Annotated in this window: 22 protein-coding genes; 12 read left to right on the top strand and 10 right to left on the bottom strand. The window is 71.0% G+C overall.

Features of this window, described 5'->3' with window-relative positions; genetic code table 11:
- Nucleotides 1-14 precede the first annotated feature (14 nt).
- On the bottom strand, nt 15-1,016 hold the full coding sequence (locus NS331_RS02805; RefSeq protein ID WP_058640496.1) for a tripartite tricarboxylate transporter substrate binding protein: 1,002 nt from the start codon (nt 1,014-1,016) through the stop codon (nt 15-17).
- 100 nt (nt 1,017-1,116) lie between these two features.
- On the opposite strand from NS331_RS02805, the gene NS331_RS02800 reads away from it, so the two are divergent.
- Genes NS331_RS02800 through NS331_RS02780 form a run of 5 tightly spaced genes read left to right on the top strand, consistent with a single transcriptional unit; the run spans nt 1,117 to nt 5,444 of the window.
- Nucleotides 1,117-1,941 (top strand): IclR family transcriptional regulator, encoded by an 825-nt coding sequence (locus NS331_RS02800; protein WP_058640495.1) that lies wholly within the window; start codon nt 1,117-1,119, stop codon nt 1,939-1,941.
- Between the two features lie 45 nt (nt 1,942-1,986).
- Nucleotides 1,987-2,832, top strand: coding sequence for a formyltetrahydrofolate deformylase (gene purU / locus NS331_RS02795; protein WP_058640494.1), 846 nt, complete (start codon nt 1,987-1,989; stop codon nt 2,830-2,832).
- A gap of 22 nt (nt 2,833-2,854) precedes the next feature.
- A complete protein-coding gene (locus tag NS331_RS02790; RefSeq protein ID WP_058640493.1) occupies nt 2,855-4,357 on the top strand; it encodes an FAD-linked oxidase C-terminal domain-containing protein in 1,503 nt (500 codons plus the stop codon).
- 2 nt (nt 4,358-4,359) lie between these two features.
- Nucleotides 4,360-4,716 carry a CidA/LrgA family protein gene (locus NS331_RS02785; protein ID WP_058640492.1) on the top strand — a complete coding sequence of 119 codons (357 nt, stop codon included), beginning with the start codon at nt 4,360-4,362 and terminating at the stop codon, nt 4,714-4,716.
- Entirely contained in the window at nt 4,716-5,444 is a 729-nt protein-coding gene (locus NS331_RS02780) for an LrgB family protein (RefSeq protein WP_058640491.1), read from the top strand. The genes NS331_RS02785 and NS331_RS02780 overlap by 1 nt, the downstream gene beginning before the upstream one ends.
- 138 nt (nt 5,445-5,582) lie before the next feature.
- Here the strand turns inward: NS331_RS02780 and NS331_RS02775 are convergent, their stop codons facing one another.
- The 4 genes from NS331_RS02775 to NS331_RS02760 form a co-directional block, all read right to left on the bottom strand.
- On the bottom strand, nt 5,583-5,969 hold the full coding sequence (locus NS331_RS02775; RefSeq protein WP_058640490.1) for a YXWGXW repeat-containing protein: 387 nt from the start codon (nt 5,967-5,969) through the stop codon (nt 5,583-5,585).
- Nucleotides 5,970-6,109: 140 nt separating this feature from the next.
- Nucleotides 6,110-7,348, bottom strand: a complete 1,239-nt coding sequence (locus tag NS331_RS02770) for a GDSL-type esterase/lipase family protein (protein ID WP_058640489.1) — start codon at nt 7,346-7,348, stop codon at nt 6,110-6,112.
- Nucleotides 7,349-7,413: 65 nt separating this feature from the next.
- Nucleotides 7,414-10,713, bottom strand: a complete 3,300-nt coding sequence (locus NS331_RS02765) for a carboxyl transferase domain-containing protein (RefSeq protein ID WP_058640488.1) — start codon at nt 10,711-10,713, stop codon at nt 7,414-7,416.
- 11 nt (nt 10,714-10,724) lie between these two features.
- Nucleotides 10,725-12,371 (bottom strand): AMP-binding protein, encoded by a 1,647-nt coding sequence (locus NS331_RS02760; RefSeq protein WP_058640487.1) that lies wholly within the window; start codon nt 12,369-12,371, stop codon nt 10,725-10,727.
- A 98-nt stretch (nt 12,372-12,469) separates the two neighbouring features.
- Between NS331_RS02760 and NS331_RS02755 the strand changes: the two genes are divergently transcribed.
- The 4 genes from NS331_RS02755 (at nt 12,470) to NS331_RS02740 (ending at nt 16,069) form a co-directional block, all read left to right on the top strand.
- Nucleotides 12,470-13,186 carry a TetR/AcrR family transcriptional regulator gene (locus tag NS331_RS02755; RefSeq protein ID WP_058640486.1) on the top strand — a complete coding sequence of 239 codons (717 nt, stop codon included), beginning with the start codon at nt 12,470-12,472 and terminating at the stop codon, nt 13,184-13,186.
- A 41-nt stretch (nt 13,187-13,227) separates the two neighbouring features.
- Nucleotides 13,228-14,493 carry a branched-chain amino acid ABC transporter substrate-binding protein gene (locus tag NS331_RS02750; protein ID WP_058640485.1) on the top strand — a complete coding sequence of 422 codons (1,266 nt, stop codon included), beginning with the start codon at nt 13,228-13,230 and terminating at the stop codon, nt 14,491-14,493.
- An 88-nt stretch (nt 14,494-14,581) separates the two neighbouring features.
- Nucleotides 14,582-15,529: an arginase gene (gene rocF, locus NS331_RS02745; protein WP_058640484.1), complete on the top strand. Its 948-nt coding sequence runs from the start codon at nt 14,582-14,584 to the stop codon at nt 15,527-15,529.
- A gap of 144 nt (nt 15,530-15,673) precedes the next feature.
- Nucleotides 15,674-16,069 (top strand): response regulator, encoded by a 396-nt coding sequence (locus tag NS331_RS02740; protein ID WP_058640483.1) that lies wholly within the window; start codon nt 15,674-15,676, stop codon nt 16,067-16,069.
- Here the strand turns inward: NS331_RS02740 and NS331_RS02735 are convergent.
- The 3 genes from NS331_RS02735 to NS331_RS02725 all read right to left on the bottom strand — a co-directional run bounded on the left by NS331_RS02735 (nt 16,038) and on the right by NS331_RS02725 (nt 19,021).
- Nucleotides 16,038-16,646 (bottom strand): DUF2242 domain-containing protein, encoded by a 609-nt coding sequence (locus tag NS331_RS02735; RefSeq protein WP_242873629.1) that lies wholly within the window; start codon nt 16,644-16,646, stop codon nt 16,038-16,040. The genes NS331_RS02740 and NS331_RS02735 overlap by 32 nt on opposite strands.
- Nucleotides 16,647-16,932: 286 nt before the next feature.
- Nucleotides 16,933-18,213: a Glu/Leu/Phe/Val family dehydrogenase gene (locus tag NS331_RS02730; protein WP_058640502.1), complete on the bottom strand. Its 1,281-nt coding sequence runs from the start codon at nt 18,211-18,213 to the stop codon at nt 16,933-16,935.
- A 97-nt stretch (nt 18,214-18,310) separates the two neighbouring features.
- The gene (locus tag NS331_RS02725; RefSeq protein WP_058640482.1) at nt 18,311-19,021 is read right to left on the bottom strand and encodes a YggS family pyridoxal phosphate-dependent enzyme; all 711 of its coding nucleotides are present in this window, start codon (nt 19,019-19,021) and stop codon (nt 18,311-18,313) included.
- 47 nt (nt 19,022-19,068) lie between these two features.
- Between NS331_RS02725 and NS331_RS02720 the strand changes: the two genes are divergently transcribed.
- The 3 genes from NS331_RS02720 to NS331_RS02710 all read left to right on the top strand — a co-directional run bounded on the left by NS331_RS02720 (nt 19,069) and on the right by NS331_RS02710 (nt 22,293).
- Nucleotides 19,069-20,112, top strand: a complete 1,044-nt coding sequence (locus tag NS331_RS02720; protein WP_058640481.1) for a type IV pilus twitching motility protein PilT — start codon at nt 19,069-19,071, stop codon at nt 20,110-20,112.
- An 83-nt stretch (nt 20,113-20,195) separates the two neighbouring features.
- Nucleotides 20,196-21,332 (top strand): PilT/PilU family type 4a pilus ATPase, encoded by a 1,137-nt coding sequence (locus NS331_RS02715; RefSeq protein WP_058640480.1) that lies wholly within the window; start codon nt 20,196-20,198, stop codon nt 21,330-21,332.
- 31 nt (nt 21,333-21,363) lie between these two features.
- A complete protein-coding gene (locus tag NS331_RS02710; RefSeq protein WP_058640479.1) occupies nt 21,364-22,293 on the top strand; it encodes an NAD(P)-dependent oxidoreductase in 930 nt (309 codons plus the stop codon).
- Nucleotides 22,294-22,444: 151 nt separating this feature from the next.
- On the opposite strand, the gene NS331_RS02705 is transcribed toward NS331_RS02710, so the two are convergent.
- Complete coding sequence (locus NS331_RS02705; RefSeq protein ID WP_058640478.1) at nt 22,445-23,218, bottom strand: BON domain-containing protein; 774 nt, start codon at nt 23,216-23,218, stop codon at nt 22,445-22,447.
- Nucleotides 23,215-23,826: an SIS domain-containing protein gene (locus tag NS331_RS02700; RefSeq protein WP_058640501.1), complete on the bottom strand. Its 612-nt coding sequence runs from the start codon at nt 23,824-23,826 to the stop codon at nt 23,215-23,217. Before NS331_RS02700 ends, NS331_RS02705 begins: the two co-directional genes overlap by 4 nt.
- Nucleotides 23,827-23,876: the final 50 nt, after the last annotated feature.

Genomic DNA, 23,876 nt, shown 5'->3' with positions numbered 1-23,876 from the left:
CGGGACCGGTAGCCTCACTGGGCGCTGGCGCCGGAAGCCTTGACCACCTCGCGCCAGCGCTTGATCTCGGCATTGGCGAAGCTGCGCGCCTCTTCCGGCGTGCCGGGCACGGGCGCGGCGGCCAGCTCCTGCAGGCGCTGGCGCACGTCGGGTGCGGCCAGCGACTTGTCGAGCGCCGCGTTGAGCTGCGCGATCACCGGCCGAGGCGTGCCGGCGGGCGCCGCCAGCGCGAACCAGGACTGCACGTCGAAGCCGGGATAGCCCGACTCGGCCAGCGTGGGCACGTCCGGCAGCAGCGACGAGCGCTGGGCGCTGGTGATCGCGATGGCGCGCAGCTTGCCGGCCTGCACGTGCGGCAGGGCCGAAGGGGTGTTGTCGAACATCGAATCCACCTGCCCGCCGAGCAGGTCGGTGACGGCCGGCGCGCTGCCCTTGTAGGGCACGTGCAGCATCTTCAGGCCCGACTGCATCTTGAACATCTCGCCCGACAGGTGGATGGACGAGCCGCTGCCGGAAGAGGCGAAGGTGATGCCGTCCCTGGCGTCCCTGGCATAGCGCACGTAGTCGGCCAGCGACTTGATCGGCAGCTTGGGATTGACGACCAGGATGTTGGGAATCTTGGCGATCAGGCCGATGGGCTCGAAGTCCTTCACCGGGTCGTAGCCCAGCCGGGGATAGAGCGAAGCATTGATCGTGTTGGCGATGGTGTAGACGTAGAGCGTGTAGCCGTCGGGCGCGGCGCGGGCCACGATCTCGGCGCCCAGGTTGCTGTTGGCACCGGCGCGGTTGTCCACCATCACGGGCTGACCAAGCTGCTCGCCCATCTTCACCGCCACCAGCCGAGCGATGACGTCGGTGGCGCCGCCGGCCGCATAGCCCACCACGAGCCGGATCGGCCGTGTGGGGAACGGCGCGGATTGCGCGGCAGCCGGCAACGCAGCAGCACCGGCGGCCAACGACAAGGCCAGGGCGAGCAGGCGGCGCCGGGGCGCACGCAGGGCGGAATACGGGTGCATGGGTCTTTGTCTCCGAGGTATTGGAATGGGCGTCCGCCCTGCCGGCGGGCCGGCCTCGGGGGCGGCACACTGCGGGCTTTGGACGAAGAAATTCTTGGAGATGGGCGCCCGAAACACGAACGCGAATGTCCGCCAGCCGGACGTTAAGCCCGACGCCGCTGGCCCGGATGCGGCACCCGACGACCCCGGTAGCCGCACGCTGCGCCGCGGGCTTCAGGTGCTGGAGGCCGTGCTGGCCCGGCCGGACGGCCTGCGCGTGGTGGCCCTGTGCGCCGCCACCGGGCTGGAGCGCGCGCCGGTGTACCGGCTGCTGGCCACCCTGATGGAAGCCGGCCACGTGGCGCGGCGTGGCCGCTTCCTGTACGTGCCGGGGCCCCGCTGGGCGGCGCTGCAGCCGGCCGGCGGCCCGCCGAACATGGCGGTGCACCTGCAGCCGGTGCTGGCGCGCATCAGCCAGGGCTGCGGCGACGCGGCCTTCGCCATCGTGCGCGAGGGCGCGGCCTCGCACTGCATCGCCCGCCACGTGGGCACGCACCCGGTGCAGATCCTGGTCATCCAGGTCGGCACGCGCCAGCCGCTGGGCGTGGGCGCGGCCGGCCTGGCGCTGCTGGCCGCCCTGCCGGACGTCGAGGTCGAGGCGGTGATCGCCGCCAACGCGGCCCAGCTGCCACGCTACGGCGGCATGACGCCCGAACGGCTGCGGATCCTCGTGCGCGCCACGCGCGAGCGCGGCTGGTCGGTGGTGGGCAACCATGCCACGCGCAACGTGCTGGCCGTGGGCATGGCGGTGCGCGATGCGCGCGGCGAGCCGGTCGCGGGCATCAGCGTCGCCTCCACGCTGGACCGCATGCCCCGCCAGCGCCAGCAGCTCATCGCCGCCAGTTGCCAGGCGGCCCTGCGCGCCCTGCTGCCGGCCGATCTCTGAGCGCCCGGGCGCGCCGCGGCCGGCGCTGCGACAATCCGCCCCCTCATGAGCGCGTACATCCTGACCCTTTCCTGCCCGGACCGCCGAGGCATCGTGCATGCCGTCTCGGGCTTCCTGATGGAGCGGGGCGGCAACATCGAAGAGGCCGCCCAGTACAACGACCATGGCACCGGCCTGTTCTTCATGCGCGTGCGCTTCGCCTGCGAGGGCGTGCCCGAGGCCGAGCTGCGCAGCCAGCTGGCCACGCTGGCCGACGGCTTCGGCATGGCCTGGAAGCTGCACCACGCCCAGCAGCCCATGAAGACCGTGCTGCTGGTCAGCAAGGAAGGCCATTGCCTCAACGACCTGCTGTTCCGCTGGAAGAGCGGCCTGCTGCCGGTGGACATCCGCGCCATCATCAGCAACCACCGCGACTTCTACCAGCTGGCCGCCAGCTACAACGTGCCCTTCCACCACATCCCGGTGACGGCCGCCACCAAGGCCCAGGCCGAGGCGAAGCAGTTGGAGATCATCGAAGCCGAGGGCGCCGAGCTGGTGGTGCTGGCGCGCTACATGCAGATCCTGTCGAACGAGATGTGCGGCCGGCTGGCGGGCCGGGCCATCAACATCCACCACAGCTTCCTGCCCAGCTTCAAGGGCGCCAAGCCCTACTACCAAGCCCATGACCGCGGCGTGAAGCTGATCGGCGCCACCGCCCACTACGTGACGGCCGACCTGGACGAAGGCCCGATCATCGAGCAGGACGTGGCCCGCGCCGACCACACCGACACCGTCGAGGACCTCACGGCCCGCGGCCGCGACACCGAAAGCCAGGTGCTGGCCCGCGCCGTCAAGTGGCACAGCGAACACCGCGTGCTGCTGAGCGGCCACCGCACGGTGATCTTCCGCTAGCCGACCTCGTCGCGAGCCCGCCATGAACGCCCCGGCCTCCACCAAGCAGCAATCGGACTTCCACCGCGCCGAACGGCAGGCCCACGTGGTGCGGGCCCTGGGTTCCCTGCTGCCCGCGCATGCGCTGCTGTGGCAGGCCGAGGACACCACGCCCTACGAATGCGACGGCCTCACGGCCTACCGCCAGCGTCCGCTGGTGGTGGCCCTGCCCGAGACCGAGGCCCAGGTGCAGGCGGTGCTGCGCACCTGCCACGGCCTGGGCGTGCCGGTGGTGGCACGCGGTGCCGGCACCGGCCTGTCGGGCGGCGCCATGCCGCATGCCGAAGGCGTGACGCTGTCGCTGGCCCGCTTCAACCAGATCCTGAAGGTGGACCCGCTGGCCCGCACCGCCACCGTGCAGTGCGGCGTGCGCAACCTGGCCATCAGCGAGGCCGCCGCGCCCTACGGCCTGTACTACGCGCCCGACCCCTCCAGCCAGATCGCCTGCACCATCGGCGGCAACGTGGCCGAGAACTCCGGCGGCGTGCACTGCCTCAAGTACGGCCTGACGCTGCACAACGTGCTGCGGGTGCGCGGCTTCCTGGCCGACGGCGAGCCGGTCGAGTTCGGCGGCGAGGCGCTCGATGCACCCGGCCTGGACCTGCTGCCGCTGGTCGTCGGCAGCGAAGGCATGCTGGCCGTCACGCTGGAAGTCACCGTTCGGCTGGTGCCCAGGCCGCAGCTCGCGCGCTGCATCATGGCCAGCTTCGACGACGTGCAGAAAGCCGGCGACGCGGTGGCGGCGGTGATCGCCGCGGGCATCATCCCGGCCGGCCTGGAGATGATGGACAGGCCCATGACCGCCGCCGTCGAGGACTTCGTGCACGCCGGCTACGACCTCACGGCCGCCGCCATCCTGCTGTGCGAATCCGACGGCACGCCGGAGGAAGTCGACGAGGAGATCGGCCGCATGAGCGAGGTGCTGCGCGGCTGCGGCGCCACCGCCCTCACCGTGAGCCAGAGCGAGGAGGAGCGGCTGCGCTTCTGGAGCGGGCGCAAGAACGCCTTCCCCGCCTCGGGCCGCATCAGCCCCGACTACATGTGCCTGGACTCGACCATCCCGCGCAAGCGGCTGGCGGACATCCTGCTGGCCATCGCGCAGATGGAGAAGAAGTACGGCCTGCGCTGCTGCAACGTCTTCCATGCCGGCGACGGCAACCTGCATCCGCTGGTGCTTTTCGACGCCAACGACCCCGACGAACTGCACCGCTGCGAGCTGTTCGGCGCCGACATCCTGGAGACCAGCGTCGCCATGGGCGGCACCGTGTCGGGCGAGCATGGCGTGGGCGTGGAAAAGCTCAGCAGCATGTGCGTGCAGTTCACGCCCGAGGAGAACGCGCAGATGCTGGCGGTGAAGGCCGCCTTCGACCCCGCCGGGCTGCTCAACCCCGGCAAGGTGATCCCGACGCTGGCGCGCTGCGCCGAATACGGCAAGCAGGTGGTGCGGGGCGGCCGCCTGCCGCACGCCGACCTGCCGCGGTTCTGAACATGCAGGGCTTGCGCGGCCTGGCCTGGCTGCTGGTGTTCCAGTCGCTGGGCGAGTTGATCTCCCGGGGCCTGCACCTGCCGCTGCCCGGCCCGGTGCTCGGCCTGCTGATGCTGCTGCCGGCGCTGCGCATGGCGGCCATCCGCGAGGCGGTGGCGGTGTGCGCGCAGTTCCTGCTGTCGCACCTGTCGCTGCTCTTCGTGCCGGTGGGCGTCGGCGTCATGGTCCACCTGGGCCTGTTCGCCGACTACGGGCTGCGCATCCTGCTGGTGATCGCGCTATCGACCTGGATCGGGCTGGCGGTCACCGCGCTGGTGCTGCATGCAGGCCGTCCGAAGCAGGAACGAGGCGAGCGCTGATGCCCCATTTCGTCGAACTCTGGGTCTACCTGTCCGCCACGCCGCTGTTCGGCCTGACGGCCACGCTGGTGGTCTACCTGCTGGCGCAGGCCTTCTACGGCCGCATGCAGGGCGCGCCGTGGGCCAACCCGGTGTTGTGGTCGGTGGTGGTGCTGGCGCTGCTGCTGACGGCGACCGGGGTGAAGTACCCGACCTACTTTTCGGGCGCGCAGTTCATCCACTTCCTGCTCGGCCCTGCCGTGGTGGCCCTGGCCTGGCCGCTGTGGGAGCGTCGCGCCGAACTGCGGGCGCGTGGCCCGCGGCTGCTGATGGCGGCCCTGCTGGGCGGCGGCGCGGCCAGCGTGTCGGCCGTGGGACTGGCCTGGGTGCTGGGCCTGCCGCCGGACGTGGTGCTGTCGATGGCGCCGAAGTCCGTGACCGCGCCGGTGGCCATGGGCATCGCCGAGAAGATCGGTGGTGTGCCGACCCTGTCAGCCGTGTTCGCGGTGCTGACCGGCATGGTGGGCGCGCTCAGCGGCAAGTACCTGTTCGATCTGCTGCGCGTGCCCGCGTCCGGCACGGGCTGGACGGCCCGCGGCTTCGCCCTGGGCACCGCCTCCCATGGCATCGGCGCCGCGCGGGCCTTGCAGGTCAATGCAGACGCCGGCGCCTATGCCGGCTTGGCCCTCGGCATGCAGGTGGTGCTGGCTGCCCTGCTCATGCCGCTGATCTTCCGGCTCTTCGGCTGACGCCCGGCCCAAAAATGCGAGGGCGTCAGCGCAGGCCCTGCGAGTACGCCCGAGGCACTCGCTCCATCAGGGTTACGGGCGCGCCCCCTCCGAGCCGAGTGCGCCGGAGAGCGCGCGCCGCGAAGCGGCATGGGGGTGTCAGTACCTGTTCGGGTTGTTCGGCCGCCGGTCGTGCCGGTTGGGGACGCCATCGCGATCGCGGTCCCAGCGCCCACGGTCGTATTCCCAGCGCCCGCCGCGCTCGCGCCATTCCGGCGCACGGTAGGCATAGCCGGGCCGGGCCTTCACCCAGTGGCCGGGCGCCCAGACGTACTGGCCGCGGCGGGCTTCCCAATGGCCAGGCGCCCACACGAAGCCGCGGCGCGGCGGCGGCATGCGTTCGGCGCGCGGCGGTGGTGGCGGCTGCCCGATCTGCACGTTGATCACCGGCTGGGCTTGGGCCGGGGCCGGTACCGCGATGGCGCCCAGCGAAAGAAGGGTGGCGGCGCCCACGGAGAGGACGGCGGCGGTGAGACTCTTGTTCATGGGTTGCTTCCTCATGAAGTGTTGGAGCCTTCATGGTGCGCCGCGGGTGTCAACGGCACGTCAGCGCAAGGCAAATGCTTGTGTGCAGCTGTATCCCGCGGCCGGACCCGTCCAGTGCGCATTCGGCGCGCATCTGGCACTCATTCGCGCAACTCCGCCACGTCGGCCGCCCGGGCCATCGCGGCGGCGCCGGCGGCATTCGGATGCAGGTGGTCGCCGCCGTCGTAGCGCGGATCGAGGCGGCGCGGCGACGCCGGATCGCGCAGCGCGGCGTCGAAGTCGATCACCGACACGTCCTGCCGCCCGCGGATCCAGCGGTTGAGGGCCTCGCGCTTGGCCTCGTTGGCCTCGCTCCAGTAGCCGGCGCCCTCGAAGGGCAGCAGGGTGCCGAGCAGCACCTTCAGCCCCCGCGCCCGCGCCTTCCCGATCAGCTGCTGCAGCCCCGCCGCCAGCGCCTCGGCCGTGGGCGGGTTGAAGCCGGGCAGCAGCTTGCCCTGGAAGGTGCCGAAGCCGATGTCGTTGATGCCGATGAGCACGATGACATGGGTGGCGCCGCTCTGCGCCAGCACGTCCGGCGCGAAGCGCGACAGGCCGCTGGGCCCGCTCACGTCCGCCAGCAGCCGGTTGCCGCCGATGCCGGCATTGACGACGGAGACGGCGGTGCGGCCCTCGCCGCGAAGCCGCTCGCCCAGCCGCTGCGGATAGCGCGCGGCATCGGCGCCGGCTTCCGCGCCCGACCCTTCGGTGATCGAGTCGCCGAAGGCCACCACCACGTTGGCGGGACCGCGCGGCTTGACGTCGACGCCGGTGACGAAGAGGTTCCACGGCGGGCGGCTCGCATGGCCCATCTGGGCGGCGCGGGTCTGGTCGCCGGGGCCGACCCAGCTGCCCTGCGGCGGCAGATGGTGCACGGCGGTCGCGGGCACGGCGTCGGCGAGCGCGAAGCTCACCACCAGTTGCTGGCCGGCGCGCACGTCCAGCGCCACGCCGTCGGTCCAGCGCTCCTGGCCGGGCGGCACCTCGAAGGCGTCCTGGCCGCCGAGCGCCAGCGGCTGCAGGGAGCGCGGCGACAGTCCGTCGCCGCCCGTGCCCAGGGCCACCGTGGCCGCGGCAATGCGCAGGGGCCGCTGGCCGAAGCGGTTGGAGAAGCGCACCCGCACCTGGCTGCCGTCCAGCCCCACGGTGAGCTGCTGGCGCACGGTGCCCTGCACCATCCACTTGGGCGCGGCCGGCACGCCGGGCAGTTGCGGCAGGGCGTCGAAGTTCTGCGGTGCCGCAGCCCAGGCGGCGGCCCAGGCCGGCGTGGTGGCCTGCGCACCCGCGGCAGCAAAGGCGAACACGAACGCGGCCAGCAGGCCGCGCCAGGAGAAAAAGGACATGGCTCAGGCGCGCAGTGGAAAGCGCGCGAGGCTACGGCCCGCCGGCGCGGCGCCGCTGCCAGGGCTCACCACGTGTCGACGTAGGGCTTGGGCGATTCCTGCACGCGCCCGGCCGAGGCCAGGCCGCGCACCAGCCATGCCCGGGTGTCGGCGGGGTCGATCACGGCATCGATCTCCAGCGTCTGCGCCATGTTGACGGCCTGGCCATCCGCATACTGCCGGTCGACCAGTTGCCTGAACAGCGCATCGCGCTCGGGGCCCTCGGGCACGGCCTCCAGCTCCTTGCGGAAGCCCAGGCGCACCGCGCCTTCCAGCCCCATGGCGCCGAATTCGCCGGTGGGCCAGGCGACGGTGAACACCGGCGCATCGAAGCCGCCCGCCGCCATGGCCTGCGCGCCCAGGCCGTAGCCCTTGCGCAGCACCACGGTGAAGTAGGGCACGCGCAGGTGCGAGGCCACCATGAACATGCGGCACACGTGGCGCACCTGGGCCTGGGCCTCGACGTCCGGCCCGACCATGAAGCCCGGCGTGTCGCACAGTGCCACCAGCGGCAGGCCATGGGCATTGCACAGCTGCATGAAGCGCGCGGCCTTGTCGGCCGCCTCGACGTCGATGGCGCCGCCCAGGTGGCGCGGGTTGTTGGCCAGCACGCCGACCGGCCGGCCCTCGATGCGCGCCAGCGCCGTCACCATGCCGGCGCCGAAGCCGGCGCGCAGCTCCAGCAGCGAGCCGCTGTCGACCAGGCCACGCATGACGGCCCGCACGTCGTACACGCGCAGCCGGTTCTCGGGCACGGCGTGGCGCAGCAGGCGCGCGTCGCCGGCCTGCCACTGCAACGTGCGGCCCTGGAAATACGACAGGTACTGCCGCGCCGCCGCCGTCGCCTCGGCTTCGTCCTCCACCAGGAGGTCGATCACGCCGTTGCGCGACTGCACCGGGCTGGGCCCGATCTGTTCCGGCGCGAAGCGGCCCAGGCCGCCGCCTTCGATCATGGCGGGGCCGCTCATGCCGATGTTGCTGTTCTTCGTGGCGATGATCACGTCGCTGCAGCCCAGCAGCGCCGCATTGCCCGCGAAGCAGCGCCCATGCGCGATGCCCACCACCGGCACCACGCCCGACAGCGCGGCGTACTGGCTGAAGGTGTGGTTGTTGAGGCCGGCGACGATGGGCATGTCCACGTCACCCGGCCGGCCGCCGCCGCCTTCGGCGAACAGCACCACCGGCAGCTTGAGCTGGTGGGCCAGCGCCAGCATGCGGTCCTTCTTGTGGTGGTTGCGCATGCCCTGCGTGCCGGCGAGCACGGTGTAGTCGTAGGCCATGACCACGCAGCGCGCGGCCTCGGCACCGAAGAGATCGGCATTGACGCTGCCGATGCCGGTGACCATGCCGTCGGCCGGCGTGTTGGCGACCAGGTCCTCCAGGCTGCGGCGGCGGGTCTGCGCGGCGATGGCGAGCTGGCCGTATTCGATGAAGTTGCCGGGGTCGGCATCAAGCGCGCACAGGTCGGCGATGTTCTCGCGCGCCGTGCGGCCGCCCTGCGCATGGCGCTTGGCGACGGCCTGCGGGCGGTGGGCGTCCAGCGTGGGCGCGTGGCGATCGATGACGCGCTGCAGGTCGGGGCGGATGTGGGCCGGGTCGATGGCGGCGCCCTGCTGCGCGCCGGCCTGTTCGGCATCGACCGGCTCCAGCTGCACCAGCGCCTGGCCTTCCGCGAGATAGTCGCCGGCGGCGGCCAGCAGCCCGACGACGCGGCCGGGCTCGGCCGCCTGCAGCAGGTGTTCCATCTTCATGGCCTCCAGCACGCCCAGTTGCGCGCCGGCGGGCACCACGTCGCCGATGGCCACGTCGAACTGCATCAAGCGGGCGGGCATGGGGGCGCGGATGTGGACGAGGCCGTCGTCGGCGTGGTCTTCCGTTGCCGGGGTCGGTGCCGAAGTCGCCAACGGTGTGGCCACCGCAGGCACCCCCATCGCCTCGGCCGCCTGCAACAGCTCGCCCAGGTGCGCCTCGACGAAGCGGGTGTGCACGGCCTGCTGCGCAAACTCGGGCCGCGCGCCGATGGCCCGCAGCAGCGGCAGGTTGGTGGCCATGCCCTCGATGCGGCACTCGGCCAGCGCACGCAGGCTGCGGCGCAGCACATCGGCGAACGCGCCGCTGCGGCTGGCGACGATCAGCTTGGCCAGCAGCGTGTCGTAGTGCGGCGAGGGCGCGAGGCCCGCGTAGCCATGGGTGTCCACCCGCACGCCGGGGCCCGAGGGCAGGTCGAAGCGCGCCAGCCGGCCGCCGGAAGGCTTGGCATTGCCCTGCGCGTCCAGCGTCTCGGCATTGATGCGCCACTGGATGGCGAAGCCCTGCTGCGGCGCGGTGCGCTGCGCGTCGATGCCGAGCGCGGCCAGCCGCTGCCCGGCCAGCACCGCCAGTTGCAGCTGCACCAGGTCCAGCCCCGTGACGGCCTCGGTGACGGTGTGCTCCACCTGCAGGCGCGGGTTGGCCTCGATGAACACCCAGGGCAGCGTGGCCGAGGACTCGTCCACCAGGAACTCGAAGGTGCCCAGGCCCACGTAGCCGACGGCCTGGGCCATGCGCAGCGCGGCCTGCGTGAGGGCGGCACGCAGCGGCTCGGACAGGGTGGGGCTGGGCGCGATCTCCACCAGCTTCTGGAAGCGGCGCTGCAGCGTGCATTCGCGTTCGCCCAGGCTGGCCACCGATTCGCCGTCGCCCAGCACCTGGATCTCGATGTGGCGCGCATGCGGCATCAGCCGCTCGACGTACACGCCGTCGACATCGAAGGCCGCGCGCGCCTCGGAGACGCAACGGGCATGGGCCTCGGCGACGTCCTCGGCGCGCAGCACGGCGCGCATGCCGCGCCCGCCACCGCCGCCGATGGCCTTGATCATCACGCCCGCGCCGTCCTTCGCCTGCTCGCCGAAGAAGGCCTGGGCCTGTTCCAGCGTCACGGCGCCGGCGCTGCCGGGCATGACCGGCACGTCGCACTGCTGTGCCAGTGCGCGGGCGCGGGCCTTGTCGCCGAACAGCGCCAGCTGCTCCGGGGTGGGGCCGATGAAGACCAGCCCGGCCTGGGCGCAGGCCTGGGCGAAGTCGGCCCGCTCGCTCAGAAAGCCGTAGCCGGGATGCACCGCATCGCAGCCCTGCGTGCGGGCGATGGCCAGCAGCGCGTCGATGTCGAGGTAGGCGGACGGGCCGGTGGCAGGCAGCGGCACGGCGACGTCGGCCAGCTGCACATGCAGGGCCTGCGCGTCGTCCTGCGCATGGACGGCCACGCTGGCGATGCCCAGGTCCTGCAGGGCGCGCACCAGGCGCACGGCGATCTCGCCGCGGTTGGCGATCAGGATCTTCTTGAACACGGGGCCGGTCCTCACGCGATGTCCTTCAGCAGGCGCCGCAGCACCTTGCCCGCGCCGGTGGCCGGCAGCGCGTCGATGAAGCGCACCTGCCGCGGCACCTTGTAGGGCGCCATGTTGTCGCGCGACCAGGCCACGATGGCCTCGGGCGTGGGCTCGGCGCCGGGCTTGCGCACGATGAAGGCCTTGACCACCTCGCCCTTCTCGGCATCGGGCTGGGCGATGACCGCGGCCTGGGCCACGGCCGGGTGCTTGATGAGGATGGTCTCCACCTCTTCGGGGAACACGCTGTAGCCGGACACCTTGATCATCTCCTTGAAGCGGCCGATGAAGCAGAGGTAGCCGTCGGCATCCAGCTTGCCCATGTCGCCGGTGTGCACCCAGCCGTCGCGCAAGGTGGCGGCCGTGGCCTCGGGCTTGTTCCAGTAGCCCTTGAAGGTGCCTTCGCTGGCCAGCACGATCTCGCCCACCTCGCCCGCCGGCAGGTCGTGGCCCGTCTCGGGGTCGACGATGCGGATGGTGACGCCCGGCGCCGGCACGCCCTGGGTGCCCCAGCGCGGCGCATGGCGCGGCGTGTAGGTGTCGCAGGTGTGCGTCTCCGACAGGCCGTAGGCCGCCTCGTGCGAGGTGCAGTTCGGCGCGAAGCCCTGCCACTGCTGCGCCAGCGGCTCGGTGAAGGCGATGCCGAAGCTGGTGACGGGGTTGACCTTGAGGCTGCTCAGGTCGAAGTCACGGGCATCCGGCTGCTGCATGCAGGCCACGTTCATCGGCGCGATGCTGTACCACCAGGTGACGCGGTGATGGTCGATGGCCTGCAGCACCGCATGCGGGTCGAAGCGGTGCAGCAGCACCTGCGTGGCCCCCACCAGCACCGGCACGTTCACGCCCATCAGCATGCCGGCGATGTGGTACAGCGGTGCGACGGACAGCAGCACGTCGCCCGCCTGCACGCCGTTGCAGTCGGCCGCGATGCGCGTCTTGAAGAGCGCATTGCCGTAGCTCAGCATGGCGCCCTTGGGCAGGCCGGTGGTGCCCGAGGTGTAGGTCATGAGGGCGACGTCGTCCAGCGACAAGTCCACCGGTGCGGGCGTCGCGCTGCCGCTGCTTGCCTCGCGGAAGTCCTCGCAGCCCGCTGGCACCACGCGCGCCTCTTTCATCGCAGCCTGCAGTTCGGCGGGCAGGTCCAGCACCGGCTCCTGCGGCAGCAGGTCCGCATAGTGCACCACGAAGACATGGGCCAGGTGCGGCGCTTCGGCCTGCACCTGCTGCACCACGGGCAGCAGCGGCGCGGCCGCGACGATGACGCGCGCCTTCAGGTCGCCCACCTGGTAGGCCAGCTCGTGCGCCTTGTTGAGCGGGCCGCTGGGGCAGACGATGGCGCCGATCTTCTGGATGCCGTAGTGGGCCACCAGGTACTGCGGGCAGTTGTTGAGGAAGAGCACCACCGGCTCGCCCTTGGCCACGCCCAATGCCTGCAGCCGGGCGGCGAAGGCGTCGCTCGCGCGGTCGAGTTCGGCATAGCGCATGCGGTGGCCGTACCAGTGGCAGGCGACATGGTCGCCGCGCTCGCGCGCATGGGTGCGCAGGTACTCGTGCAGGGGCTGGCGGGGGCGCTCTGGAAGCGCGCCGGCCGAAATGTCTGGCTGGCTGTCGAGGCTCATGGCTGTCTCCGTGGCGTCTGCCGATCAGGGTTAGCGATAGCGCATCGGCCCCTGTCGACCCTTGTCATGCGATGCATGGTGCACGAACAATCCTACCGATGGGTAGAACATCGGAGACACCGCACAAACCCACAGCCGAAGGCCGTTCCGCGCCGCGGTCCGACACGACGGAGGACGTGGGCGAGCCCGTGCGCACGCACGGCAACGGCCGGCAGCGCTCGGCCACCGCCGGCACCGACGTGCAGCGCGAGCGCATCCTGCAGGCCGCCACGCAGCTCTTCGCGGCCCAGGGCTATGCCCATACCACGCTGGCGCAGGTGGCGCAGTCGCTGCAGGTGACCAAGCCCTTCATCTACTACTACTTCCGCGACAAACAGGAGATCTTCGAGGTGCTGTCCTGGCGGCCCACGGTGGACTGCTTCACCGCGCTGGACTTCGCCGACGACGACCCGCGCCCCGCCGCACAGAAGGTGGTGGAAGGCCTGCGGAGGCTGATCCGCGCCACGGTCATGCACTACCCGGCCGCCTTCTTTCCCTACCGCGAGCCGCAGGTCTACCGGCCCGAATACAACGCCGCGATGAAGAAGCTGGCCCACCATTTCTACGACAAGCTCACGCCGCTGCTGGAGCAGGGCCGGCGCGACGGCCACCTGGATTTCAACGAGACCCGTCTCACCGCCCTGGCCGCCTGCAGCCTGCCGGGCTTTCTGTACAGCTGGTACCGGCCCGGCGGCCGGCTCGGCCCCGAGCAGATCGTGGACGAGCTGACCGTGCTCGCCACCCGCGTGATCGGCCTGCGCACCGGCGCGGGCTGACGCGGCCTTTTCTCGCCAACGACAACGAACGGAGACACACCATGACATTCCGCGCCCGGCTCGCGCCCCTGGCCGCCGCCCTGCTTCTCGCCGCCGCCGGCGGTGCCTCGGCCCAGGACGGCAAGGTCTACAAGCTGGCCTACATCGACCCGCTCTCGGGCCCCTTCGCCAACGTGGGCGAGCTGATGCTGGCCCACGTGCAGTACGCCGTGGACGACATCAACGCCAAGGGCGGCGTGCTCAAGGGACAGGCCAAACTGCAGTTGCTGCAGTTCGACAGCAAGCTCTCGGCTCAAGAGAGCCAGAGCGCGCTGCAGGCCGCCATCGACCAGGGCGCGCGCGCCATCGTCACCGGTGGCTCGGGCTCCTCGGTGGTGACGGCGCTGGTGCAGGCCGTCAACCGCTGGAACCAGCGCAACCCGGGCAAGGAGATCCTGGTCCTCAACCATTCCTCCATCGACCCCGAACTCACCGGCAAGGCCTGCAGCTTCTGGCACTTCCAGACCGAGGCCAACACGGCGATGAAGATGAAGGCCCTGGCGAACTTCATCAAGAAGACGCCCGACGTGAAGAAGGTCTACCTGCTCAACCAGGACTATGCCCACGGCAAGCAGTGGGCCAGCTACGGCCGTCAGCTGGTGGGCCTGGCCCGGCCCGACGTGCAGTTCGTGGGCGAGGCGCTGCACCCCATCGGCCGGGTGAAGGACTTCGCACCCTACGTGGCCAACATCAAGGCCTCGGGCGCCGACTCGGTCATCACCGGCAACTGGGGCCAGGACATGACGCTGCTGCTCAAGGCCGCGGGCGACGCCGGCTACAACCTGCGCTACTTCAACCACAGCGCCGGCTCGGTGCCCGGCACGGTGCTGGCCGTGTCGCAGGCCAGGCTGGGGCAGTTGACCTGGGTGGCCGAATGGCACCCGGGCCAGGCCGACAGCCCGCGCGTGGATGCGCTGGCCAAGGCCTACAAGGCGAAGATGGGCAAGGACTTCCTGGCGCCGCGCATCGACATGACGCCGCGCCTGCTGGCCGCCGCCATCGACAAGGCCGGCAGCACCGAGACGGTGGCCGTGGCCCGCGCACTGGAAGACCTGAGCTTCGACTCGGTGGTCGGCCCCGTGCGCATGCGCGGCGAAGACCATCAGCTGCTGCTGCCGCAGGTGGTCAACACCATCGCGCCGGTGGACGGCAAGACGGTCAAGACCGGCTGGGAAGGCACCAATTACGGCTTCCGCACCGAGGCCGTCTACACCGGCAACGAATTGGCGCAGGGCACCGACTGCAAGATGGTGCGCCCGGGCGGCTGAGAAGGTGTGAACGGGCGCCACCGGCGCCCTTGCACTGTCGGCATCGGCTTGCACGCGGCGTTCACGGGCCGTGCCTAGACTGGCGCGCATGCAAGCCACCTTCGACCCCAGCGCCAGCCCGGCGGCCGCCACCGTGGCCCTGATCGGCGCCCCCACCGACATCGGCGCCAGCGTGCGCGGCTGCGGCATGGGCCCGGACGCCCTGCGCGTGGCGGGCGTGGCCGAATCCGTGGCCCGCATTGGCCTCACCGTGGTGGACCGTGGCAACCTGGCCGGCCCGGCCACGCCGTGGCGCACGCCCGAGGGCGGCCTGCGCCACCTGAAGGAGGCCGTGGCCTGGAACCGCAGCGTCTACGACGCCGTCGACGGCGCGCTGGGCCTGGGCCACCTGCCGCTGCTGATGGGCGGCGACCATTGCCTGGCCGTCGGCTCGATCAGCGCCGTGGCCTGGCATGCGCGCCGCCGCGGCAAGAAGCTGCGCGTGCTGTGGCTCGACGCGCACACCGACGTCAACACCGAGGCCACCTCGCCCAGCGGCAACCTGCACGGCATGCCCGTCGCCTGCCTGCTGGGCCACGGGCCCGCGGCCCTGACCGGCTGGGCCGGCACGCCGGCCGCGCTGGACGCCGAGGCGCTGCGCTTCGTCGGCATCCGCAGCGTCGACGCGCCGGAGCGCGAGGCCATCCGCACGCTGGGCCTGACGGTGTTCGACATGCGCCACATCGACGAGCACGGCATGCGCACCACCATGACCGAGGCCCTGCACGGCGTGGACGAGGACACGCACCTGCACGTGAGCTTCGACATCGACTGCCTGGACCCGGACGTCGCCCCCGGCGCCGGCACCGGCGTGCGCGGTGGCCCCGGCTACCGCGAAATGCAGCTGTGCATGGAGATGATCGCGGACACCGGCCGCCTGGGCTCGCTGGACGTGGTGGAACTGAATCCGGCGCTGGACGTGCGCAACCGCAGCGCCGAGATCGCGGTGGAGCTCATCGAGAGCCTGCTCGGCAAGTCCACGCTGGCGCGGGCATGAGGGTTTGCCCCCGCCATGGAGTGACCGCTGGACACGAAAGGGATTGCTCCTACAAGCATCGTCGCGCAGTCGGGGGAGAGTTCGAGGCGCCCGGTCCCTATAGTGGCTGAAACCACTCCTCAGCGGCGCCGACCTCCTCAACCCATGCCCGATTCCGCCCCATCCTCCGGCTCCGGCCTGCGCGTCCTGGTTGTCGAAGACGATCCGGACGTGTTGCAGACCACGCTGGACATGCTGCGGCTACTCGGCCACTGGGCAACCGGCGTGAGCAGCGCGGAAACCGCACGCGACCGCTACTTCGACGGCGCCTTCGACGTGGTGATGATCGACGTCGGACTGCCCGCCCTGTCGGGCATGGACCTGGCCCAGGAGCTGGGCCAGCGCAACGCCGCGGTGCGCATCATCTTCGCCACCGGCCAGGCCGCGCCGCGCGAACTGCCGCCCGGCACGCAGTGGCTGCGCAAGCCCTTCGGTGTGGATGCCCTGGCCGACGCGCTGGCCACGCCGCCTAGCGGTTCGCCGGTGCCGGACCGCCGGTGACGGGCGTGGCGACCGCCGGGTCGGTGCGGTCCAGGTAGCGCTCCAGCAGGGCATAGAAGCGGTCGTAGAAGCGCTCGTCGCTGAGCGTCTCGCTCGCCACCTTCACCATCGCATCGTTGCTGGAACTGAAAGGCAGCGAGAGCGAGCCGAAGGCCCCCACGCCCACGCTGGCCGAGTTGTTGACCTTTTTCAGGCCATAGCGGTCCTGCACCGCCGTGGCGAAGGCGATGGCCGCCGGATTGCCGTTCTCGCCCTCTTCCCTGGCGCAGACCACGCGGAACTCCACCTCCACGTGCACCTCGCCTTCGGGCTGGAAGCTCTTGCGCCCCGTCACCTGCTCGGCCGCGGCGGCGGTGATCATGTAGCCCTGGCTCAGCAGCGCCCGGCGCGCCGCCTCGCAGGTCTGGCCCACCGTGGCGTCGTAGATGCGGGTGTGCGTGTTCGTCGCTTCGAAGGCCTCGGCATCCAGGCTCTTGCCGCCGCCCAGCTTCGGCCCCGTGCTGCCGCACCCCGCCAACAGCGCCGCCAGCAGCCCCAAGCCCACCGCGCCCCAGGCACGTCCCACCGTCGTTCGCATCGTCGTCATCCCGCAAGTGTCGCCCGGCCGGCGGCCGGAGCGTCGCTTGGATGCGCGCATGTTTGGCACGGTTCCCGCCCCCAGGCTACGCAAACCCGCGCACACAACCGCCATCCCATGACTGGCGCCCACTACCGCCGGCCGAGACCCGGCCCCCCCTCGGCGCCAAGGCCGCGGAGCAGGCCGATGCCAGGGCACCCTGGGAACCGGCTTTGCCGGGCCCACGGGTGCGCCCCTCGAGGGGGATTGGTTTTCCACACGCAGTGAGGAAAACCAAACGGGGTGGTCAAGGATACAAGCCGCGCTCCTGCCGCGCCGCCAGGATGCGCTCGCAGGCCACGGCGAAGGTCGCGGTGCGCAGCGAGATGTGGTGCTCGTCGGCCTTGTTCCAGATGTGCTCCAGCGCGCCGACCATGATCCGGTCCAGCCGCTGGTTGATCTCGTCCTCGGTCCAGAAGAAGCTGGAGAAGTCCTGCACCCACTCGAAGTACGACACCGTCACGCCGCCGGCATTGCAGATCACGTCGGGCACCACCAGCACGCCGCGCTCGGCCAGGATGTCGTCGGCCTGCGGCACCGTGGGGCCGTTGGCGCCCTCGAGCACCAGGCGGGCCGTGATGCGGCGGGCACGCTCGGCGTTGATCTGGCCTTCCAGCGCTGCCGGGATCAGGATGTCGGTGGGCACGTCCCAGAAGGCCTCGTTGTCCACCGTCTCGCCGCTGCCGAAACCCAGGATGCCGCCGGTGCGGCGCGAATGGGCCATGAGCGCCGGCATGTCGAAGCCGCCTTCGTTCACCAGGGTGCCGGTGTGGTCCTGCACCGCCACCACCCGGGCGCCCGCCTCGGCGAAGAGTTCGGCCGCCACCGAGCCCACATTGCCGAAGCCCTGCACGGCCACCCGCGCGCCCTGCAGCGGCAGGCCCAGGCGGCGCGCTGCCTCGCGGCCGGTGACGAACACGCCGCGGCCGGTGGCCTTGACCCGGCCCAGCGAGCCGCCCAGGTGGATCGGCTTGCCGGTGACCACGCCGGTGGCGGTGGCGCCGGTGTTCATCGAATAGGTGTCCATCATCCAGGCCATGATCTGGCCGTTGGTGTTGACGTCCGGCGCCGGGATGTCCGAATGCGGGCCGATGATCAGGCCGATCTCGCTGGTGTAGCGGCGGGTCATCTTCTCCAGTTCGTTCTGCGACAGCTTCTTGGGATCGACGCGGATGCCGCCCTTGGCGCCGCCGTAGGGCAGGTTGACGGCCGCGCACTTGACGGTCATCCAGGCCGACAGGGCCATGACCTCTTCCAGCGTGACGTCGGGGTGGAAGCGCACCCCGCCCTTGCCCGGCCCGCGCGACAGGTTGTGCTGCACGCGAAAGCCCTCGAAGTGGGCGATGGTGCCGTCGTCCATCTCGATCGGCACGTCCACGATCAGCGCGCGCTTGGGGCGCTTGAGGGTCTCGGCCCAGCGGCCCAGGTGGCCGAGGTAGGGCACCACGCGGTCCACCTGCGACAGGTAGGTGCCCCAGGGGCTGGTGGAGGACGGGTGGACGTACGAGAGTTCGCTGGACTGCTGCATGGTGAGGAAGGCCCCGGAGGCCTCGGTGGTGCGGATGGCCGCGACGATAGGCCGGCCGACCGCGCCGCGCCAGGGGCCATGCAGCCGGCGGCGGACCTTATGCGCGAGCGGCAAGGGGCGGCCGGCCGCCGAAGATGGCCGTGCCCACCCGCACCATCGTGCTGCCGGCGGCGATGGCCGATTCCAGGTCGGCGCTCATGCCCATGGACAGCGTGTCCAGCGGCAGCCCCAGCGCGTCGCGCAGCCGGGCGGCCAGGTCGGCCACCTGGGCGAAGACCGCCCGCTCGGCCGCGGCATCGGGTTGGGGCTCGGGAATGGCCATCAGCCCGCGCAGCGCCAGCTGCGGCAGCGCCGCCACCTCGCGCGCCAGCGCCAGGGTGTCCTGCGGCGCCACGCCCGACTTGTTGGCGCCGCCGTCGATGTTGACCTGCAGGCAGACCTGCAGCGGCGGCAGACCGGCCGGCCGCTGCTGCGACAGGCGCTGGGCGATCTTGAGCCGGTCCACGCTGTGCACCCAGTCGAACTGCTCGGCCACGGGCCGCGTCTTGTTGCTCTGCAGCGGGCCGATGCAGTGCCATTCCAGCCCGGCGCGCAGGTCGGCCAGGGCGGCGATCTTGTCCAGCCCCTCCTGCACGTAGTTCTCGCCGAAGGCCTGCTGGCCGGCGGCGTACGCTTCGCGCACCATCTCGGGGCCGAAGGTCTTGGAGACCGCCAGCAGGCGCACGCCCGCGGCGTCCCGGCCCGCGCGGGCGCAGGCCTGCGCGATCCGGCCCCGGACTTGCTGGAGCTGGTCACCCGTAGTCGTCATAATCGTTCAAACCGTTTCAAAACGTCACGAAAGTCTAGAGGTCGTCCGTGGACATCACCCAACTGCTGGCATTCAGCGTCAAGAACAAGGCGTCGGATCTGCACCTGTCGGCGGGCCTGCCGCCGCTGATCCGGGTGCACGGCGACGTGCGGCGCATCAACCTCGACCCCATGGAGCACAAGGAAGTGCATGCCATGGTGTACGACATCATGAACGACTCGCAGCGCAAGCATTACGAGGAGTTCCTGGAGATCGACTTCTCCTTCGAGATCGAAGGCCTGGCGCGTTTCCGCGTCAACGCCTTCAACCAGCAGCGCGGCTGCGCGGCGGTGTTCCGGACCATTCCGTCCAAGGTGTTGACCCTGGAACAGTTGAATGCGCCGCGGATTTTCGGCGAGCTGGCTCTCAAGCCGCGCGGCCTGGTGCTGGTGACCGGGCCCACGGGCTCGGGCAAGTCGACCACGCTGGCGGCCATGGTCAACCACATGAACGAGACCGAGTACGGCCACATCCTGACGGTGGAGGACCCGATCGAGTTCGTGCACGAATCGAAGAAGTGCCTGATCAACCAGCGCGAGGTCGGGCCGATGACCCTGAGCTTCGCCAACGCGCTGCGCTCGGCCCTGCGCGAGGACCCGGACGCCATCCTGGTGGGCGAGCTGCGCGACCTGGAGACCATCCGCCTGGCGCTGACGGCCGCCGAAACGGGCCACCTGGTGTTCGGCACGCTGCACACCTCCAGCGCCGCCAAGACCATCGACCGGATCATCGACGTCTTCCCCGGCGAGGAGAAGGAGATGGTGCGGGCGATGCTGTCGGAATCGCTGCAGGCCGTGATCTCGCAGACGCTGTGCAAGACCAAGGACGGCACCGGCCGCGTGGCGGCGCACGAGATCATGCTAGGCACGCCGGCCATCCGCAACCTGATCCGCGAGGCCAAGGTGGCGCAGATGTACTCGACCATCCAGACCGGCCAGAACATGGGCATGCAGACGCTGGACCAGTGCCTGGTCGACCTGGTGCGGCGCGGGGCCATCAGCCCTGCCGAAGCGCGCAGCAAGGCCAAGACCCCCGAGAATTTCCCAGGCTGACCGGACTCGGGGCTGTTCCGCCTCGATGCGCGGGCCAGCCTCGCACTGCCTGTCCCTTTGACTTACACCCCTCTGGAGCCACCATGGAACGCGATCAGGCCAGCCAGTTCATCACCGACCTGCTGAAACTCATGGTCAGCCGCGGCGGCAGCGACCTGTTCATCACGGCCGACTTCCCGCCCGCCATCAAGGTGGACGGCAAGGTGGTCAAGATCTCGCAGCAGCCGCTGTCGCCCCAGCACACGCTGGCGCTCACGCGGGCGCTGATGAACGACCGGCAGACGGCCGAGTTCGAACGCACGCGCGAATGCAACTTCGCCATCTCGCCGGCCGGCTACGGGCGCTTCCGCGTCAATGCCTTCCTGCAGCAGAGCCGCGTGGGCATGGTGCTGCGCACCATCCCGACCACGCCGCCCACCATCGACGGCCTGAACCTGCCGCAGGTGCTCAAGGAAGTCACCATGACCAAGCGCGGCCTGGTGATCGTGGTGGGCGCCACCGGCTCGGGCAAGTCGACCACCCTGGCCGGCATGCTCGACTGGCGCAACGAGAACACGCAGGGCCACATCGTGACGGTGGAAGACCCGATCGAGTTCGTGCACCCGCACAAGAACTGCGTCGTGACCCAGCGCGAAATCGGCATCGACACCGACAGCTGGGAGTCGGCGCTCAAGAACGCGCTGCGCCAGGCGCCCGACGTGATCCTGATGGGCGAAATCCGCGACCGCACGGCCATGGAAAACGCCATCGTGTTCTCCGAGACCGGCCATCTCTGCCTGGCCACCATGCATGCCAACAACGCCAACCAGGCGCTGGACCGCATCATCAACTTCTTCCCGGACGACCGGCGCGAGCAGCTGCTGATGGACCTGTCGCTCAACCTGCGCTCGATGATCTCGCAGCGGCTGATCCCCACCGAGGACGGCCGCGGACGCGTGGCGGCGGTGGAGGTCATGCTCAACACGCCCCTGATCGCCGACATGGTGTTCAAGGGCCAGGTGGGCGAGATGAAGGAGGTCATGCGCAAGAGCCGCAACCTGGGCATGCAGACCTTCGACCAGGCGCTGTTCGACCTGTTCGAGCAGTACGCCATCTCGTACGAGGACGCGCTGCGCAACGCCGACTCCACCAACGACCTGCGCCTGCAGATCAAGCTGCACAGCCAGCGCGCCCGCACGCGCGACCTGAGCGCCGGCACCGAGCACCTGACGGTGACGTGAAGGCGGCGCGCTGCCCCGCTAAGCTAGCGGGATGAGCAGCACCCCCTCCCCTTCCTTCCACCCCAAGTCCTACGCCGCCGTCCCGGCGCGCCACGTCGCCTTCCTGGGCCTGGGCGTCATGGGCTACCCCATGGCCGCCCACCTGGCCGCCGCCGGCCACCGCGTGACCGTCTACAACCGCAGCGCCGCCAAGGCCGCCGCCTGGCTGCAGGAATTCGGCACCGCTGGCGGCCATGCCTCGGCGCCCACGCCGCGCGAGGCCGCCGCCGGGGCGGACATCGTCTTCTGCTGCGTCGGCAACGACGACGACCTGCGCTCGGTGGTGCTGGGCGACGCCGGCGCCCTGGCCGGCATGAAGCCGGGCGCCGTCTTCGTGGACCACACCACCGCCTCGGCCGAGGTGGCGCGCGAGCTCGCCGCCGCCGCGTCCGCGAAGGGCCTGCACTTCATCGACGCGCCGGTTTCCGGCGGCCAGGCCGGCGCCCAGAACGGCCTGCTGACCGTGATGTGCGGCGGCGACGCGGCGGTGTTCGCCCAGGTCGAGCCGACCATCGGCGCCTTCGCGCGCGCGGTGACGCTGCTGGGCGACAGCGGTGCCGGGCAACTGGCCAAGATGGTCAACCAGATCTGCATCGCCGGGCTGGTGCAGGGCCTGTCCGAAGCCATCGCCTTCGGCCAGCGCGCGGGGCTGGACATGGAGAAGGTGCTGGACGTGATCGGCAAGGGCGCCGCGCAGAGCTGGCAGATGGACAACCGCGGCAAAACCATGGTGGCCGGCCGCTTCGACTTCGGCTTTGCCGTGGACTGGATGCGCAAGGACCTGGGCCTGGTGCTGGACGAGGCCAAGCGCAACGGCGCGCGCCTGCCGGTGACGGCGCTGGTGGACCAGTTCTATGCCGACGTGCAGCAGGCCGGCGGCGCGCGGTGGGACACGTCCAGCCTCATCACGCGGCTGAAGTAAGCCCCCGCCACTTCGCGAGGGTCGAGCTCCTCTCCCCTCGCGGGAGAGGGGTTGGGGAGAGGGGGCCGGCGCCCTGTCGAGCGACTAAGGCCCATCGGGCGCCGCACTCCCCCTCTCCCCAGCCCTCTCCCGCAAGGGGAGAGGGAGCCACTCAGCGCACGGGCGACGTGACCACGCCGGGCGCCGGAGCGGGCGCAGGCGCTGCCGGTGCCGGCAGCGGTGCCATCGGCGGCAGCGGAACGCTGCCGCTGGCCGTGCCGGGCACGGTCTGCGACGGGCCCACGCCGCCCGGCAGGGCCTGGCCGTCGTCGCTCACGAATTCGAACACCCGCACCACCTTCTCCACGCCCGAGATGCCGCGCGCGATGTCGGTGGCGCGGTCGGCCTCGCGGCGGGTGACCAGGCCCATCAGGTAGACCACGCCACCCTCGGTCACGACCTTGATCGAATTGGCGGGCACGTCCGAGGCATCCAGCAGCGAGGCCTTCACCTTGGTGGTGATGTAGGCGTCGTTGGAGCGGCGCGCGATGTTCAGCGCCGGGCCGACCACGATCTCGTTGACGACGCCGCGCACGTTCTGCACGCCGCGCACGGCCTCGCCGGCGCGCTGCTTGTCGGCCTCGCTGCCCACGGTGCCGATCAGCAGCGCCGTGCGGTTGAAGCTGATCACCGTGACGTTCATGTTGTCGTTGGCGATCTCGCGGATGCGCGCGGCGGCGCGCAGCTCGATGCCCTGGTCGTCCAGCTGCACGCCCGAGCTGCGCCGGTCCAGCGCCAGGGTGCCGATGCCCGCGGCGGCGGCGGCGCCGCCCACCACCAGCGGCACGCAGCCCGCCAGGCTGCCGCCCAGCGCGGCAACGGCCAGGCAGGCGCAGGCCAGGCGCTGGCCACGCCGGAAGATCGTCGTCGAGGGGGAGGTGGTCATGCGGAAAGCTCCTGTTCACCAAGTAGTTGGGCATCCACGGCGTCGCACAGGCAGTGCAGCAGCACCAGGTGCACTTCGTGGATGCGGGAAAGGCGGTCGTGCGGCACGCAGACCTGCACATCGGTCTCGCGCAGGGCCCGGCCCAGCGCGCCGCCGGCGCCGCTGCCCGTGCCGCCGGTCAGCGCGATGACGCACATGTCGCGCTCGTGCGCGGCGGCGGCGGCGGCCAGCACGGCCGCCGACTCGCCGCGCGGGCTGATGGCCAGCAGCACGTCGCCGGCCTCGCCCAGCGCGCGCACCTGCCGCGCCAGGCCGCCCGCGTCGGCGCACTGGCGCGTGTCGGCCAGCGGATCGTCGGGAATGCAGGGCAGCGCCAGCGCCGCGAGCGACGGCCGCTCGCGCTCGAAGCGGCCGACGAACTGGGCCGCGAACTGTGCGGCCAGAAGACCGGAGATGCCCGCACCGCAGGCCAGCACCTTGCGGCCGCTGGTCACGCCCGCCAGCAGGGCCTGGACGGCCAGCCCGAGTGGCTTGCTGAGCACGGGCCCGGCCTGGTATTTGAGATCGGCGCTGTCGATGAAATGTTGTTGTAGACGTTGTTCAACCATGCTGTCCGGAATCATAGACGTGCGCTTTCGGGGCCCAGGGCCCAGGGCCC

This window comes from Pseudacidovorax intermedius (assembly GCF_001476815.1).
Taxonomy (GTDB): Bacteria; Pseudomonadota; Gammaproteobacteria; order Burkholderiales; family Burkholderiaceae_C; genus Xenophilus; species Xenophilus intermedius_A.
Note: the sequence above shows the minus strand (reverse complement) of the source record. Positions and strands in the feature narration are given on the sequence as shown.

Bases quoted from the DNA above. Each gene is read 5' to 3' on its own strand.
- NS331_RS02770 (WP_058640489.1), bottom strand. From the start codon at position 7,348: ATGTCCTTTTTCTCCTGGCGCGGCCTGCTGGCCGCGTTCGTGTTCGCC.
- NS331_RS02780 (WP_058640491.1), top strand. From the start codon at position 4,716: ATGCCCCATTTCGTCGAACTCTGGGTCTACCTGTCCGCCACGCCGCTG.
- NS331_RS02710 (WP_058640479.1), top strand. From the start codon at position 21,364: ATGAGCAGCACCCCCTCCCCTTCCTTCCACCCCAAGTCCTACGCCGCC.
- purU (WP_058640494.1), top strand. From the start codon at position 1,987: ATGAGCGCGTACATCCTGACCCTTTCCTGCCCGGACCGCCGAGGCATC.
- NS331_RS02790 (WP_058640493.1), top strand. From the start codon at position 2,855: ATGAACGCCCCGGCCTCCACCAAGCAGCAATCGGACTTCCACCGCGCC.
- NS331_RS02800 (WP_058640495.1), top strand. From the start codon at position 1,117: ATGGGCGCCCGAAACACGAACGCGAATGTCCGCCAGCCGGACGTTAAG.
- NS331_RS02785 (WP_058640492.1), top strand. From the start codon at position 4,360: ATGCAGGGCTTGCGCGGCCTGGCCTGGCTGCTGGTGTTCCAGTCGCTG.
- NS331_RS02735 (WP_242873629.1), bottom strand. From the start codon at position 16,646: ATGCGAACGACGGTGGGACGTGCCTGGGGCGCGGTGGGCTTGGGGCTG.
- NS331_RS02755 (WP_058640486.1), top strand. From the start codon at position 12,470: ATGGGTAGAACATCGGAGACACCGCACAAACCCACAGCCGAAGGCCGT.
- NS331_RS02715 (WP_058640480.1), top strand. From the start codon at position 20,196: ATGGAACGCGATCAGGCCAGCCAGTTCATCACCGACCTGCTGAAACTC.
- NS331_RS02775 (WP_058640490.1), bottom strand. From the start codon at position 5,969: ATGAACAAGAGTCTCACCGCCGCCGTCCTCTCCGTGGGCGCCGCCACC.
- NS331_RS02730 (WP_058640502.1), bottom strand. From the start codon at position 18,213: ATGCAGCAGTCCAGCGAACTCTCGTACGTCCACCCGTCCTCCACCAGC.
- NS331_RS02740 (WP_058640483.1), top strand. From the start codon at position 15,674: ATGCCCGATTCCGCCCCATCCTCCGGCTCCGGCCTGCGCGTCCTGGTT.
- NS331_RS02760 (WP_058640487.1), bottom strand. From the start codon at position 12,371: ATGAGCCTCGACAGCCAGCCAGACATTTCGGCCGGCGCGCTTCCAGAG.
- NS331_RS02725 (WP_058640482.1), bottom strand. From the start codon at position 19,021: ATGACGACTACGGGTGACCAGCTCCAGCAAGTCCGGGGCCGGATCGCG.
- NS331_RS02705 (WP_058640478.1), bottom strand. From the start codon at position 23,218: ATGACCACCTCCCCCTCGACGACGATCTTCCGGCGTGGCCAGCGCCTG.
- NS331_RS02700 (WP_058640501.1), bottom strand. From the start codon at position 23,826: ATGGTTGAACAACGTCTACAACAACATTTCATCGACAGCGCCGATCTC.
- rocF (WP_058640484.1), top strand. From the start codon at position 14,582: ATGCAAGCCACCTTCGACCCCAGCGCCAGCCCGGCGGCCGCCACCGTG.
- NS331_RS02805 (WP_058640496.1), bottom strand. From the start codon at position 1,016: ATGCACCCGTATTCCGCCCTGCGTGCGCCCCGGCGCCGCCTGCTCGCC.
- NS331_RS02750 (WP_058640485.1), top strand. From the start codon at position 13,228: ATGACATTCCGCGCCCGGCTCGCGCCCCTGGCCGCCGCCCTGCTTCTC.